Raw genomic sequence first — 14,364 nt, 5'->3', positions numbered from 1 at the left:
ACGAGAAAAACCAGACGTCCAGCTGGTTTTTCTCTTTTTATTGTTTGTATTTGTTTGTATCGGATCTTCGGGTAATGATCGAAGATACCTGCATCGGGAAGTTTCTAACGCTTCCCGTTTTTTTATGCCTAACCTTTATTCTTTTTAAGTCTTTCCTGAAATCTTTTAATTAAAAAATAAAATAAGAGGAATCCTAACGAGAAAATTGAAAATCTTGAGAGGAGGTCTCCGGTCCTTACGTAAAAAGTCTGCTCGTCATATAGATTTACCTTTGCAAATAGTGTTGTTTTGTCTCCGTAGAAGGTGTCTTCAACGATTTCACCTTTTGCATTAATATGTGCAGATATTCCGCTATTGGCTGCCCGGGCTATCTCTCTGCGGGTTTCAATTGCTCTTAATTTAGCGTACGACAGGAGTTGTTTATGTCCTTCTGTAACTCCCCACCATGAGTCATTGGTTACAATGGCCAGGAAATTAGCTCCTTTTTTTACGTAATCGGTAACGAATTCTCCATAAATACTTTCGTAACAGATGATCGGTGCAATTTTTCCTTTGTTATAAGGGTTTGAAAAAGCCACTCTTTCTTTATCTGTTCCTAAGGAAACCACTGATCCTCCCAGATTAAGCATTGCATCGCCAAGAAGTGGCTTTAAAACACTCATGTAAGGGAAAATCTCTACCCCCGGAACCAATTTTCCTTTATGATAAACTTCTACTTTCTGATTAGGGATCACCTGGATTGCAGAATTATAGCTGGCAACCCAAAGTCCGGGATTGATCTGATATGCTTCTTTGGGAAGATTATTTTGATTTAAATAAAAATGGTGGGAAGAAATTCCTGTGGTAAATACTGATCCCGGGTGCTTTGAAAGAAATCCTTTAAGGTTATTTAAGAGAAGACTTTTTTCAAAGGCGGTTTCAGAGATGGAGCCTCTTCCGGGAAGGGCTGTTTCCGGAGCAATGTAATAATCGATTTTTCCTTTAGAATTGCTCTCTGCAAGACTTAATAGATCGTTTTCGATGGTCAGGCTGTCCTTTGAATATTTTTCGGCATAAGGATCAAGATCGGGCTGAAGCATTAAAACATTAACCTGCCCAATAGGTTTTTCGTTAAAATTATTATATTTTACCACCGAGATAATCATTGGAAGTGCAATGAGCGCAGTAACAATCGAGATATTCCGGATTAAATCTTTTCTTTTTCTTCCTGCTTCCCAGGTTCTTATCGTATAAAAAATAAAAAGGTTGATGATCAGGATCCAGAAACTTCCTCCGGTAGCCCCCAGCGTATCATACCATTGGATTAATTTCGGATAGTCTGCAAATGCATTACCTAGATTTAACCAAGGCCAGGTCAGTTCCCAATTCATGTGAAACTTTTCAAACCCCATCCATATTGCGATGAGGAAAGCGAATCCCCAATAGGTTCCCTGTGCATTTTTATACCAGTGATAGCATTGGAACATAAGGGAGTATAAAAGGGAATTGACCAGAACAGGAAATACCACAGCCATTAATGAATGGCTCCCATCCGGATTTTTTGAACCGTACAGCCATCCTGTTGTTACAACATTCCAAATCACAAAACATAAGTAGGAGAGTCCGAAAACCACCCAGCTTTTTCTTTTAAAATTTGAAAATTTGGAAACTCCGTGTTCCATCATCAGAAGTGGAACAAGGGCAAAAAAGATAAAGAACGGAACCCCGTATGTTGGCCATGATATAGACAACAGCATCGCTGAAATGAGCGTAAGTAAAACGTATTTCATTAAATTAGATTAACACACAAATTTAATGTTTTTGAAATGAATAAATTTGCAATTGATGTTAAAGAAATTTTACAAACTGATTATTCTTCCCTATACCCTGGTTTTACTGTATCTGATGTTTTTAGGGATGGGCAGAACTCAATATGAAGATAATGTGGTAAGAATGGAACCGGTTTTATCTACATTATGGTATATTAAAGAAACAATTTTATGGAAAGATATTGTTACCGTTGTGTTGGGGAATGTAGTTATGTTCGTCCCTTTTGGTTTTCTCGGTTGGGTATTTCCAAAACTCAGTAGTCTCAAAAATCTTGTTTTTACCTTTTTATCAGCAATTATCATTGTTGAAGCTTTACAGTATTTTACACGGATGGGAATCTGTGAGGTAGATGACGTAATTCTTAATACACTGGGTGTTTGTCTCGGGTGGCTAATGTGTCGATGGATCGAACGTAATTTTAGCCGTTTAGTTCTTTAGCTCTGTTCTCTGCGTTTAAAATTCCTTTCTTTAAAACCTCTGTCAGGCTATTTTCCTCAAAAGTTTTTATAGCGGCCTCTGTGGTACCCCCTTTTGAAGCCACATCTTTTATCAGTTCTTCAAGGCTTTTTTCAGAGTTATTCATCAGATGATAAGCACCAAGCATGGTCTGTTTAACGAAAAGTTTAGATAAATTTTCTTCAATTCCCATTTCAACACCGGCTTTGATCATGGCATCAACAATGTAATAGAAATAGGCAGGACCACTACCGGATAGAGCGGTCACGCCGTCTAATAGCTCTTCATTTTCCAGATATACCGATCTTCCTGTACTGTTGAGTAATCTTTCAATATTAATAAGTTGGCTGAAAGAAATACCATCTGCGGCGGTATATCCTGTAATGCCCATCCCCAAAAGAGTAGGAGAGTTAGGCATAGCTCTTACAACCAAAGGGTGGTTTAATAATTTCTGGATCTTTTCGATTTTAATTCCGGCCATAATGGATAAAATCATTTGATTTTCCTTTAAAGAAAATTGAAGGGTATCTACAACATTCTGGAAATCCTGAGGTTTAACGGCGATGATAATAAGATCTGCATCCAGTTCTTTGACTTCGGAGAAAGTTGAAATTTTTGACTTTGGAAACTCTTCCGAAATTTTAGTGAATTTAGATTCATTTCTTGTAATCAGATGCAGGTCTTGAGGCTTTATCAATTCATATTTCAAAAAGGATTTTGAGAATGATAGTCCCATATTTCCTGCTCCCAGAATAGCTATTTTCATATTGTGTTTTTTAAATTCTAAACGAAAATAATATTTTTTTGTCTTAATTAAATAAAAAAACAGTCAGAAAGATGACTGTTTTATGTATTATATAATATTCACTTCCCGTTCGAGTTCTATTCCAAATTTCTCTTTCACAGAATTAATTATCTGTGTTGAAAAATCAAAAATCTCCTTTCCTGTAGCATTTCCGGTAGCATTGATAATAACTAAAGATTGTAACTGGTGTGAAGCAACATTTCCGATTTGTCTTCCTTTCCAGCCGCACTGCTCAATTAACCATCCGGCCGGAACTTTGACTTGGTTTCCGTTTGGATATCCTTGAATGTTTGCGAATTTTAATTTCAAATCTTCAAATTGAGATAGGGAAATGGTTGGATTTTTAAAAAAGCTTCCTGCATTTCCTGTAATTTTTGGGTCGGGCAGTTTGCTTTGTCTGATATTGATGACAGCTTTAGAGACATCCTGAATAGTGGGAGCTTCGATATGTAATTTTTCCAACTCAGCGGTAATAGCACCATATTCGGTTTTGATGATATGATCTTTTTTAGTTAATCTGAACGTTACTTCCAGGATCACATATTTACCTTTTCCTTCCTGTTTAAAAATAGAATCTCTATAACCAAATCTGCATTTTTCCAGATCGAAAGTTTCAATTTCTAATGTATCTAAGTTCAAAACGGAACACTTGACAAAAATATCTTTGATTTCCGTTCCGTAAGCTCCGATATTCTGCATGGGGGAAGTTCCTACATTTCCCGGAATCAAAGAAAGATTTTCTAGCCCGCCGTAGTTTTTTGCCAGGCAATACATCACAAATTCATGCCAGTTTTCACCTGCTTTTGCAGTGACTAAAATACTATGGTCATCTACACTTTCCTCAATAATACCTTTAAGGTTAATTTGAATAGCTACCCCTTCAAAGTCTTTTGTAAGCAATACATTACTTCCGCCGCCTAAAAATAAAATGGGTAACGAATGAGAAGAAGAAAAAAGGATTGCTTCTTTTAACTCCTCAATGGTATGAATTTCCGCGAAATATCTTGATATAGCTTCAACACCAAAAGTATTATACGGTTTTAGAGAAAAATTATCTTGCATAGATTTGTTGGTATTCTTTCGGAAGAATTTCTTCTATTTTATCTTTAAGCATTTGTAGCTGCGGATAATGAATGGTATCATGATAGGAATTCACATAGACATGAGCCTTTTTAGGAGTCCTTATCTGAAAAGTCTCATCTATGCCATCCACAGATTGAGCACTTGGTGAACTTTTAATTTCATTCAGGGTCTTTACATCGATTGTAGAAACCAATAACTTCCAGTTTTTAATATCAAGCGGAGAACCCCAGTATTTGTGTGTTTTTTTTGCGGTGCTGCCTTGTTCTAAAGAGATTGAATCTTTAGTAATTTTTATCATTCTGTACTCTCCCAGATCGCCACCGATATTTGAAACACTGATAAAGGTAATCTCATTAGGGTCTTTTGGAGCAGAAGAAGTTTGTTCTTTATTGGAACAAGAAAATATCAGCAATAAAAACATTGAAAATGTACTTTTCAAAACGAAGTTTTTTATTGCTGACATCTTTATATTTTATAGATTGAATTCTAATTTATATTGTTTCAATGCTTCTTTAAGGATCTCAACACTTCTTTTTAAGTCTTGTTCCTTTAATACATACGCAATTCTTACCTGTTTTTTACCCAGCTCAGGATTGCTATAGAAACCTCCTGCCGGTGCTACCATAATTGTTTCGTTGTTAAGAGAGAATTTTTCCAATAACCACTGAGCGAATTTTTCAGTATCATCCACTGGAAGTTCTGCTACACAGTAAAAAGCACCTTTTGGTTTCGGACAGATAACTCCTGGAATTGCATTTAATAAATCAACTAATACATTTCTTCTATGCGTATACTCTTCTCTTACTGCGCGGATATAAGCTCCATCATTCTGGTGAGCTGCTGTAGCGGCAATTTGGCCTAAAAGGACAGGGCTTAATCTTGCCTGTGCAAAAAGCATTGCTGCATCACGAATTTTCTTGGAACGTGTAATCATACAGCCAATTCTTACACCACACATAGAATAGCGCTTAGACTCAGAATCAATAATGATACAGTTCTCACTTAATTCAGGAAAAGAAAGCATAGATACCTGCTGTTTTCCGTCGTATACATATTCTCTGTATACTTCATCAGAAATAACAACGATATCATATTTTAAAGCAATTTCTGCTAGTTTTTGAAGTTCTTCACGAGTGTAAAGATATCCTGTTGGGTTTCCAGGATTACAGATCACAATAGCTCTTGTTTTCTCCGTTATTTTTTTCTCAAATTCTTCGATAGGAGGTAAGGCAAAACCCGTTTCTATTGTTGAAGGAACTGCAACTACATGTACATTGAATGTACTTGTAAATCCGTTATAATTTGCATAATAAGGTTCAGGGATAATCACTTCGTCACCATCATCACATAATGTGGAAATCGCAAAATTAAGTGCTTCGGAACCTCCATTGGTTACAATAAAGTTATCAGGAGTAAGATCATTAAAACCCAGAGAATGGTAATAATCTGTCAGTGCCTTTCTATATTCCAGGTTTCCTTCGGAAAGGGCATATTCCAATACTTTTAAATCAATATTTTTTAAAGCATTTAGAGCCTTTTCAGGAGTTTCAATATCCGGCTGTCCGATATTAAGATGATATACTTTGATTCCTTTTTGTTTTGCTAAAAGAGAAAAAGGAACCAGTTTTCTTACCGGCGACGGTGGCATATGTTGCGCTCTGTTTGAAATATTAGGCATTGTTTAAAAAATTTGTATGGCAAAAATAACACTTAATTTTTCAATATTAAAATTATAAGGAATACTATATACGCATATTTGCAGTTTTAGGCTCTTTTTTAGCGTGGAGATACATAATCACCTGATTATCTTTTTAATATTCCGGTTTTCCAGTCGATTGATGATTGTTTTTAGTTTCTACTTTAATTATTGTAGATTATATATCCTATAATATTAAATTATTATATATTGTTTAAATAAAATTGTTTTGTGTTGGTTTTTTTATAAATTTACTGAGCTAATATTCAATTACTATGAAAATAAATCGACTTTTTGGAGCATTAAGTACTTGTGCTCTGTTTTTAGCGTCCAATGCGGCGGCGCAAAATTTTCAAACAATGCCGGTTCAATCCGGGTACACAGCAGATGTTATTGCTAATGGGATCGGTTCATCCATGACTTCTACAACGACAGATGTGGATGGGGTTTCATTTGCTTTTGTTGCTAGAGACTTTCAGTTAACCTCTTCAAGTGCGCCACTTACTTATGGTATTCCAGCTAACGGAACTATTAATTCTGTTGCAGCAAGCACGCCAGGACTAAGTTTTCAGTTGGCAGATTTAAGTGCGAATAATTCATTGAGACTTTCTCTATCGGGAGAAAGTGGGACATTGGTTTTCGGGACTCCAAAGGCTGCTTTTAAATTGTATATGCTTTCAACCAGTGGAAGTGGTCCATCTTCAGTAAGTGCTACAGTAACTTTTACGGATAATACTACTCAGGTATTTCCTAGTTTAAGTCTTTCTGACTGGTACTATGGATCTAACTTTGCAATTCAAGGAATTGGAAGAATCAACAGAACGAATGATGTTCTGGAGGCGAGTAGTTCTGATCCCAGATTGTATCAGGCTGTATTAAATATTGATGCAGGTAATGTGACAAAACCTATACAAAGTATCACCATTGCAAAAATTGGTGGAACAGGAATTTCGAATATTTTTGCATTTTCTGCTGATGCTTTTACAGATTGTTCAGCTCCGACTCTTCAGCCTGTAGGTACCCTTTCATCAAACTCGGCACAAGTTTCCTGGACGATCCCGCCAACGACGACAGCAGCAAGTTATGATCTGTATTACAGCACGACAAATACACCACCTACAAGTGCTACGAGTCCTAATATGACAGGGATTACCGGAACATCAACTACGATCGGAGGCTTAGCCTCTTCAACCACTTATTATTATTGGGTGAGAACAAATTGTACGACTGCTACCAGCCAGAGCGGATGGTCTATTGGTGGTAGTTTTACCACTTTATGTGGTGCGATGGTACCTGCATATACGAATACCTTTAGTCCTTTCCCAGGTAACTGTTGGGCAACTAACCTTTCAGGAGGGACGCCTGCAACAGGACCAACTGGAACCAGCACGTATTGGGTAGAAGATGGATTCTTAAATGTTACAGGATCGGGATCTGCAAGAATTAATCTTTATACGACCAATAGTATTGGATGGTTGAAAACAGTACCATTTGATCTTTCTGCGGGTGGTTACAGAGTGAAATTTGATTATGGAGCAACCACTTATTCCGGTACAGCAGCTTCTCCAATGGGATCTGATGATATAATTCAATTCATGGTTTCTAATGATGGGGGAAGCACATGGAATGTATTGCAGACATGGGATGTAAATAATGCTGCTTCAAATACATCTACCACCTATTCTTATGATTTAACTACTAATACGAGTGCTAATACGGTATTTGCTTTTTATGGAAGTGACGGAACAGTGAATGATGCTCCTGATTATAATTTCTATGTTGATAACTTCATTGTGGAATCTGCACAATTAGGAACTTCTGAAGTTAATGGAAATAAAAAAACAGTTAGTGTTCATCCGAATCCATTCAAAGATATGTTGTATATTTCAGATACAAGGGATCTGAAGACGGTAACCGTTACTGATGTATCAGGAAGACTTTTGAAAACAATTGAAAATCCGACGAAAGAAATCAATTTAAGTACATTGAATGCAGGATTGTATTTTGTGAATATTCAATTCAAAGATGGTTCGAAAACTACAGTAAAGGCTATTAAACAATAGTTTTTATAAAAGTCATAAAAATAGGGACAGCTATATCTTTATAGCTGTCTTTTTTTATTTTAAATATAAATGTATTAAGTTGGCTTTAAATTTTGTTAATTTGAAAACGAATACAACTGTTTAATTATGCAAATCAAAGCCATCTCTGTAGAAGATTATATCACGCAGATTCCTGAAGACCGGAAAGAAACTTTCAGGAAGCTATTTGACACCGTTGATCATAATTTACCAAAAGGTTTTATCAATAATACCAGTTACGGGATGGTGGGCTGGGCTGTGCCTTTGGAGACCTATCCTGCGGGGTATCACTGTTCGCCGGGATCACCCTTGCCTTTTATTAGCCTGGCTTCCCAAAAGAATTTTATCGCATTATACCATATGGGGATCTATGCAAAACCGGAACTTCTCGACTGGTTTGTTAATGAATATCCTAAACATTCCAGGAAAAAGCTGGATATGGGAAAATCTTGTATCCGTTTTAAAAAAATGGAGGATATTCCATTTGAATTAATTGCAGAACTAAGTAAAAAAATGACAGTAGAAGATTGGATTAATTGTTATGAGTCGAATTTTAAAAGATAAGGTGATACGGCAGATGATGTGGGTGAGCTTCCTGTTTTTGATAACGGGATGTAAAAGCTGGCCTACGGAAGGACTTAAAAATGGAGATTTGCTTTTTGTGACAGCAAAAGAATCAGGGCTTTCGGGAGCGATCAATAATGTTACACAAAAGCAGAAAAATGCTTCTTTTGATCATATTGGTATTCTAAAGAAAGAGGGAAAATCATTTTTTGTATTACATGCAGCCCCGAAAGGGGGTTCTCAGAAGCAATCCTTTAAAGGGTTTATGAATAATCAGATGATTCACAATCAGGATGTTGTGCTTTATAGGCTAAAAGATGATTATCAACCTACCATTCCTTCAGCGCTGGCAAAAGCAGAGTCTATGGTAGGAAAACCGTATAATTTCAACTACATTTTAGATGATAACTCATATTACTGTTCTGATTTTATCGAAAGAGCATTCAGGGATGATCATATTTTTAAATTAGAACCGATGACATTTATTGATCCAAAAACAGGGAAAACAAATGCTTTTTGGGAGGATTTCTATAGTAAGAGAAAACTGAAAGTGCCTGAAGGACAGCTTGGTTGTAATCCGAATGGTTTGGCTGCTTCAGATAAATTGGAGAGAATTAAAGAATTTTAATAGATAAAGGGAAGTGTAGTGCTTCTCTTTTTTTTTGTTAAAATTAAAAAATATTAGTCTACTAATTTGGTGGACTAATATTTTTTTATATTTTTGCTAAAGATTTAACGAAACAGGAAAATGTAAAATCAATAGTCTAACCAAAAATCTTAAGTGATGATTACACAAAGTCAAACCTTGCAGGTTCTACAAAATAAAATCAACCTGCCCAAAAAAGAATTTATACTTGAAATAGAATTAAACGGGAAAATGAAGTTTGAAAATATTTTAAGTGACATGTGCAATCAGTTTGGGATCTATCACAGGGTCTTATCGGCGAATGTGGAATATGTTGAAGGACGTAGTTTTGGTTCGGTTCAGTTATATATTAATGCAAATTCAGATGACCGCAAGCAGCTTGAGCTTTATCTGAATAAAAATAAACTTTTAAATACCAGTGTGGAGTATGTCTGCAGGAAGTATTTTTAGGGGAGATTCATATAGTTTTAATTACGAAAGTGTTCAGTTTACTGAACGCTTTTTTTTATGAAGCTGGTAACTGAAAAAATAGTATTTTTAGCGTTAATAAAACCAATAATTTATGATCGCAATTATTATCATCATCGCTGTAGTTGTTTTGTTTCTTTTATATGGAGTTTCCATTTATAACCGTTTGGTCAGATTAAGAAACCTGGTACAGGAAGCTTGGAGTAGTATTGATGTGATGTTGAAAAAACGTCATGACCTTATTCCCAACCTTGTAGAAACAGTGAAAGGATATGCAAGCCATGAACGAGAAACATTAGACAGTGTTACAAGAGCGAGAAATCAGGCTGTTGGTGCTAATTCGGTTGAGGGTAAAGAGGCTGCTGAGAAAAATCTTAATCAGGCAATGATGAATCTCTTTGCCGTAGCTGAACAATATCCGGATCTTAAAGCAAATGCAAACTTCCAACAATTGCAATCAGAACTTACTTCTATAGAGAATGATATTGAGAAGTCAAGAAGGTATTATAACGGAACCGTTCGTGAAAATAATACGCTGGTAGAATCTTTTCCAAGTAATATCATTGCGAATATGTACAAGTTTGAGAAATCGCCATTCTTTGAGCTGGAAAATATAGCTGAAAGAGAAGTTCCATCTGTGAAATTTTAAGCAATGAAAAAGTTTTTGTTGTTTTTTTACCTCCTGTTTTTTACAGTAGGCTTTGCTCAGGATGAACCCCGGCGTATGGATCCCGTGACGATCGTGGAAAGTCCTGAAAAAATCCTCTCTTTTCACTCTGATATTGATGTCGATAAAAATTCCGGCATTACGGTTACTGAGAATATTAAAGTTCATAGTTTGGGCGTTAATATTAAAAGAGGTATTTATCGAGCATTGCCCTTGTCACGAAATCTTAATAATAAAACCAAGAAAGTAAAATATACGATTGTTTCCATTAAAAAAAATGGGACTGAGGAAGATTACCACGAAAAAATAGAAGATGGTTTCCTTAAAATATATGTTGGGAATAAAGATATTATTTTAAGTCCTGGTGATTATGAGTATGAGGTTAAATATACTGCAGATCATCAGATCGGTTTTTTTGAAAAATATGATGAGCTTTATTGGAATGTCAATGGAACCTATTGGGATTTTGATGTAGATTCCATTTCAGCGAAAGTTAACCTTCCTGAAGGTGCGCGAATTATTCAGAATTCTTGCTATACTGGAGCTTATGGCAGTAGCTCTCAAAACTGTAACGCCACAATTGTATCAGATCGTTCCATAGAATGGAGTGCGAGTGATCTTAGAGCTAATGAAGGATTGACGGTAGCTGTAGGATTTAATAAAGGACTTATGATTCCGCCGCCACCTCCAACTTTTCTTGAGAAATTTGGAATTCTGATTGCTGGATTTATTATTTTCTTAGGATTGCTCTTTTACTATTATTCAACATGGAGAAAATATGGGGTTGATCCCGAAAAGCCTGTAGTTTACCCACAATTTAATGTTCCGGATGACCTTTCGCCGGCTTCTTTAGGATATTTAAAAAGTGAGAATTTTAAAAATAAATACCTAACATCTGCTATTGTAAATCTTGCAGTAAAAGGATATGTTAAGATTATTGAAGGAGAAGATTCCGGCCTTCTCGGACTTTTCAGTTCTAAGATTTTTACCATAAAAAAATTAAAAGAAGCAGATGAATCTCTGCCAAAAGAAGAGATTAATCTGATGAATACTCTTTTTTCCGGTGGATCTGACTCTGTAAAGTTTGATGGGAAATATGACCCAAGCATTGAAAGTGTAGTGAATAATTTCAAAGCAACTCTAAAATTTCAGCATGATCAGTTTCTAAATGAAGGAAATAACAGTGGAAAGCTGGTATTACCTACTTTACTGATCACTGTTGTGTATGCAATAGGATTGTTTCTCAGTTATACAATTTATCCCGAGGCTGAAAAAGTAGCCATTGGAATTGCATTGTTTGTTATTCTATTTGTTGCTTTTATTTTAGTGACCTTTTTATTTAAAAGTCTTTCCTGGAAGTTTTTATTGCCGATCCCTTTTGTCATATTCTTTGGTCTGGGGGGATTGATTACAAACGGACATGAAATAACTGAAAATGCCAACTTTAATATTTGCTACATCTTTATTGCTCTTGGATTTACCTCACTGATGATCTATCAGTATCTGATTAAAAGACCATCAGAAGCAAAGCTGAAGAAAAAGTCTTTAATTGAAGGTTTCAAAATGTATATGGGAGCTGCTGAAAATGAACAATTGAAATTCCATAATCCTCCTCAGTTGACACCACAGATTTTTGAGAAACTTCTCCCGTTTGCAATGGTGTTAGGAGTAGATGATATCTGGGGTAAGCGTTTTGATGATTTGTTAAAAAATATGGCGACAGGAACGCAATATGTTCATACCTGGTATATAGGAAATTCTATCAATCACTTAAGTTTTGCCAATAGTCTGAACTCGAGCCTTACAAATTCCATAAAGTCTGCTGCGACACAACCTTCCAGTTCTGGAAGCGGATCTGGTGGTGGTGGCTTCTCCGGTGGAGGCGGCGGCGGAGGCGGCGGAGGTGGCTGGTAACCGAAGGAGCTGTAAAAATAAAAGCGTTCAAAATAATTGAACGCTTTTTATATTTTGAAAGAGTCTGTCTTAGATTCTTTCGATGTCAGCACCAATTGCTTTTAGTCTTCCATCGATATTCTCATACCCTCTGTCGATCTGCTCGATATTGTGAATGATTGATTTTCCTTCTGCAGAAAGAGCTGCGATAAGAAGAGCATTACCTGCCCTGATATCTGGTGAAACCATAGTTGTTCCACGAAGAGGAGCTTCCTGGTTAAGTCCAATGACAGTCGCTCTATGTGGATCACATAAAATGATCTGTGCGCCCATATCAATTAATTTATCAACAAAGAATAATCTTGATTCAAACATTTTCTGATGAACAAGGATGCTTCCTTTTGCCTGAGTAGCAACTACCAGAATGATAGATAGTAAATCAGGGGTAAATCCTGGCCATGGGGCATCGGAAATCGTAAGAATAGATCCGTCAATAAATTTTTGAATTCTATAGTTTTCCTGAGCCGGAATGTAGATATCATCATTGCTCTGTTCCAACTGTATTCCAAGCTTTCTGAAAGTATTAGGAATAACTCCCAATTGATTCCAGTTTACATTTTTTATCGTAAGCTCAGATTTTGTCATCGCAGCAAGCCCGATCCACGATCCGATTTCTACCATGTCGGGAAGCATTGTATGTTCTGTTCCACGTAAGTGGGTAACCCCTTCAATAGTCAGCAGGTTTGAACCTATTCCTGAAATATTAGCTCCCATCCTGTTAAGCATCTTACAAAGCTGCTGAAGATAAGGTTCACAGGCTGCATTATAAATTCTTGTTTTGCCTTTTGCTAAAGTAGCGGCCATTACAATATTTGCAGTACCCGTTACGGAAGCTTCTTCTAATAGAATGAATTTTCCGTTAAGTTCTTTTGCTTTTAAAGAGTAAAAATACTCTTCTTCATCGTAATGAAACTCCGCACCTAATTCCACTAATCCTTGAAAATGGGTGTCCAGCCTTCTTCTTCCTATCTTGTCCCCACCCGGAGTAGGCATGTAAGCTTCTCCATATCTGGCCAACATAGGGCCCATAAGCATAATTGACCCACGTAATTTAGCGCCATCTTTTTTAAATTCGCTTGATTTTATATAATCGAAATTAACATAGTCTGCCTTGAAAGTATAATCTCCGGGACCATTTTTTGTAATTTTTACTCCAAAATCACCCAGAATTTCAATTAATCTATTGACATCATGAATGTCAGGAATGTTTTTAATTGTTACCTCTTCATCAGTTAATAAAACTGCACATAAGATTTGTAAAGCCTCATTCTTTGCCCCTTGTGGAGTAATTTCACCTTGCAGTCTCTTTCCTCCTCTAATTTGAAACGTTCCACTCATTTACTTTCTGTTTTTATGGTTGTTGTTATTGTTGTGCCTTCTTTTGTTGGTTTGATTTTGATTTTTATTATTGCTGTTGCGATTATTGTTGTTATTGTTGTTGCTTCGGTTGTTTGTGGTGTAATAGATTTTACTTTTCTCCAAAGATTCTATACCAGTAAGATCAAGTCTGTTTTCCGAAAGCTCTTTCAAATGACGGAAAATCACATCATCAGTAACATGTTCTTTATTATAAACATTATAAGATTTCTTCATATTATTGGCAATCACTTCAATCAGAGCTTCTTTTTCGTCTCCGGCTTCAAGTTCTATTGCTTTTTCAATCAATTGAAGAATACTTTTTCCATAAAATTTAAAGTCACCCTGAAGTTTTGGATACTCCATTCTTTTGGGTTTTTCTTCAAGCTGTTCTTTTGTAGGAAAAGGGTAGGGAGAATCTACATCCAAATCATGATTGGCTAAAATGTAAAGATGATCCCAAAGTTTATGTTTATAATTTTCTTCATCGCGAAGTTGTGGGTTTCTTTGTCCCATAAAATCAATGATTGCCATTGCCATTTCGTTTCTCTCTTCTTTAGAAGGAAGCTCTTTGCAACGCTCAACCAACTGTTGTATAATTCTGCCGTATTCCGGCATATTAAGTTGCGTTTTTTGGGTGTTATATTCCATAATATGCAAATATATGGATTAAAAGAAAAATTGTCTCGATAATATTGAAAGTTTATGATTTTTTAATGAAAATTAGTGATAGGATTTTTGATGAAATTTTTAAAGGAAAGTAAATTTATTCACGTTAAT

Annotated in this window: 14 protein-coding genes; 7 read left to right on the top strand and 7 right to left on the bottom strand. The window is 36.0% G+C overall.

Annotated elements, in window-relative coordinates:
• Nucleotides 1–128 precede the first annotated feature (128 nt).
• Nucleotides 129–1,769, bottom strand: coding sequence for an apolipoprotein N-acyltransferase (gene lnt, locus CEY12_RS10510; RefSeq protein ID WP_089027649.1), 1,641 nt, complete (start codon nucleotides 1,767–1,769; stop codon nucleotides 129–131).
• Between the two features lie 55 nt (nucleotides 1,770–1,824).
• Between lnt and CEY12_RS10505 the strand changes: the two genes are divergently transcribed.
• On the top strand, nucleotides 1,825–2,247 hold the full coding sequence (locus CEY12_RS10505) for a VanZ family protein (RefSeq protein WP_089027648.1): 423 nt from the start codon (nucleotides 1,825–1,827) through the stop codon (nucleotides 2,245–2,247).
• On the opposite strand, the gene proC is transcribed toward CEY12_RS10505, so the two are convergent.
• The 4 genes from proC to CEY12_RS10485 all read right to left on the bottom strand — a co-directional run bounded on the left by proC (nucleotide 2,228) and on the right by CEY12_RS10485 (nucleotide 5,831).
• The gene (gene proC, locus CEY12_RS10500) at nucleotides 2,228–3,031 is read right to left on the bottom strand and encodes a pyrroline-5-carboxylate reductase (RefSeq protein ID WP_089027647.1); all 804 of its coding nucleotides are present in this window, start codon (nucleotides 3,029–3,031) and stop codon (nucleotides 2,228–2,230) included. The genes CEY12_RS10505 and proC overlap by 20 nt on opposite strands.
• A gap of 87 nt (nucleotides 3,032–3,118) precedes the next feature.
• Entirely contained in the window at nucleotides 3,119–4,132 is a 1,014-nt protein-coding gene (murB, locus tag CEY12_RS10495) for a UDP-N-acetylmuramate dehydrogenase (protein ID WP_089027646.1), read from the bottom strand.
• Nucleotides 4,122–4,616: a hypothetical protein gene (locus CEY12_RS10490; protein WP_089027645.1), complete on the bottom strand. Its 495-nt coding sequence runs from the start codon at nucleotides 4,614–4,616 to the stop codon at nucleotides 4,122–4,124. The genes murB and CEY12_RS10490 overlap by 11 nt, the downstream gene beginning before the upstream one ends.
• 9 nt (nucleotides 4,617–4,625) lie before the next feature.
• Nucleotides 4,626–5,831, bottom strand: coding sequence for a pyridoxal phosphate-dependent aminotransferase (locus CEY12_RS10485; protein WP_089027644.1), 1,206 nt, complete (start codon nucleotides 5,829–5,831; stop codon nucleotides 4,626–4,628).
• Nucleotides 5,832–6,124: 293 nt separating this feature from the next.
• On the opposite strand from CEY12_RS10485, the gene CEY12_RS10480 reads away from it, so the two are divergent.
• The 6 genes from CEY12_RS10480 to CEY12_RS10455 all read left to right on the top strand — a co-directional run bounded on the left by CEY12_RS10480 (nucleotide 6,125) and on the right by CEY12_RS10455 (nucleotide 12,189).
• Nucleotides 6,125–7,912, top strand: a complete 1,788-nt coding sequence (locus CEY12_RS10480) for a T9SS type A sorting domain-containing protein (protein WP_089027643.1) — start codon at nucleotides 6,125–6,127, stop codon at nucleotides 7,910–7,912.
• Between the two features lie 126 nt (nucleotides 7,913–8,038).
• Nucleotides 8,039–8,494, top strand: coding sequence for a DUF1801 domain-containing protein (locus tag CEY12_RS10475; protein WP_089027642.1), 456 nt, complete (start codon nucleotides 8,039–8,041; stop codon nucleotides 8,492–8,494).
• Complete coding sequence (locus CEY12_RS10470) at nucleotides 8,472–9,122, top strand: YiiX/YebB-like N1pC/P60 family cysteine hydrolase (RefSeq protein WP_089027641.1); 651 nt, start codon at nucleotides 8,472–8,474, stop codon at nucleotides 9,120–9,122. The genes CEY12_RS10475 and CEY12_RS10470 overlap by 23 nt, the downstream gene beginning before the upstream one ends.
• A gap of 156 nt (nucleotides 9,123–9,278) precedes the next feature.
• Complete coding sequence (locus CEY12_RS10465; RefSeq protein ID WP_089027640.1) at nucleotides 9,279–9,590, top strand: NIL domain-containing protein; 312 nt, start codon at nucleotides 9,279–9,281, stop codon at nucleotides 9,588–9,590.
• 112 nt (nucleotides 9,591–9,702) lie between these two features.
• On the top strand, nucleotides 9,703–10,257 hold the full coding sequence (locus CEY12_RS10460) for a LemA family protein (RefSeq protein WP_089027639.1): 555 nt from the start codon (nucleotides 9,703–9,705) through the stop codon (nucleotides 10,255–10,257).
• 3 nt (nucleotides 10,258–10,260) lie between these two features.
• The gene (locus CEY12_RS10455; RefSeq protein WP_089027638.1) at nucleotides 10,261–12,189 is read left to right on the top strand and encodes a DUF2207 domain-containing protein; all 1,929 of its coding nucleotides are present in this window, start codon (nucleotides 10,261–10,263) and stop codon (nucleotides 12,187–12,189) included.
• 69 nt (nucleotides 12,190–12,258) lie between these two features.
• Here CEY12_RS10455 and murA read toward each other — a convergent pair whose 3' ends face one another.
• Both murA and CEY12_RS10445 read right to left on the bottom strand, forming a co-directional pair.
• Complete coding sequence (murA, locus tag CEY12_RS10450) at nucleotides 12,259–13,566, bottom strand: UDP-N-acetylglucosamine 1-carboxyvinyltransferase (RefSeq protein WP_089027637.1); 1,308 nt, start codon at nucleotides 13,564–13,566, stop codon at nucleotides 12,259–12,261.
• Nucleotides 13,567–14,235: a DUF4290 domain-containing protein gene (locus CEY12_RS10445; RefSeq protein ID WP_089027636.1), complete on the bottom strand. Its 669-nt coding sequence runs from the start codon at nucleotides 14,233–14,235 to the stop codon at nucleotides 13,567–13,569.
• Nucleotides 14,236–14,364 lie beyond the last annotated feature (129 nt).

This window comes from Chryseobacterium sp. T16E-39 (assembly GCF_002216065.1).
Classification (GTDB): Bacteria; Bacteroidota; Bacteroidia; order Flavobacteriales; family Weeksellaceae; genus Chryseobacterium.
The sequence above is the reverse complement of the archived record's forward strand: the minus strand, read 5'-3'. Positions and strand labels throughout refer to the sequence as shown.